The sequence below is a fragment of the Sphingomonas sp. P3_C6 genome, assembly GCF_056402595.1.
Genome location: NZ_JBFUHB010000065.1, coordinates 1 through 734, shown reverse-complemented (window position 1 = coordinate 734; position 734 = coordinate 1). Strand labels below are relative to the sequence as shown.

General features: G+C 55.8%; 1 protein-coding gene. It reads left to right on the top strand.

What is annotated here, in order from left to right; genetic code table 11:
- The coding region (locus tag AC1DT7_RS24190; protein WP_478038868.1) for a tyrosine-type recombinase/integrase at nt 1-648 on the top strand (648 nt) is incomplete at its 5' end.
- Between the last annotated feature and the right edge of the window lie 86 nt (nt 649-734).

Genomic DNA, 734 nt, shown 5'->3' with positions numbered 1-734 from the left:
TTGGCTTCCATCGGCAATTTGAAGGTTCAACACTCGCTGCCGGACCCTTTCACGAGCGCCGAGATGGAGGCCATCCTCTCCCATCTTCGTTCGCGGGCGCCGGAGCAGGCGTGGAATTGGTATGAATTCGCGTTCGGAACAGGCGTGCGGCCCAGCGAACAGATCGCGGCGCGCTGGAGCGATATAGATTGGCAAACTCCAGCGATACGCATTCAACGTGCGAAGGTGAGGGGAGAGATCAAGCCCACCAAGACTTATGAAATGCGTGATGTGGATTTGAGCGACAGGATGATCGCGGTTCTGGAACGGCAGAAGTCGCGCAGCTTTGAAAACGGCTTGAATACGCCGATCTTTCTGAATCCGGTGACCGGAAAGCCCTGGGCAGCACCGGACGAGCAGCGAAAATCCTATTTTCAGCCCGCGCTGGCGGCCCTCAGCATTCGCAAGCGGAATGCCTATCACACCCGACATACCTTCGCGACGATCGCGCTGATGGGTGGGGTCAATCCCGCCTACATTGCGCGCCAACTGGGGCACAGCAATGCGGGGACGCTATTCAAACACTACGCCCGGTGGATCGAGGATTCCGAACGCCGGAAGGAGGTTCGGAAGATGAATGCGCTGTTTGCCCTGGGCGCGGCGCAATAAAATAATTTGCCCAGGAATCTGCTCGTTAAAACAATGGCTTAATGGGTGCGTTTGCCCATTGTMATAAAATACACTAGCTATTTCAA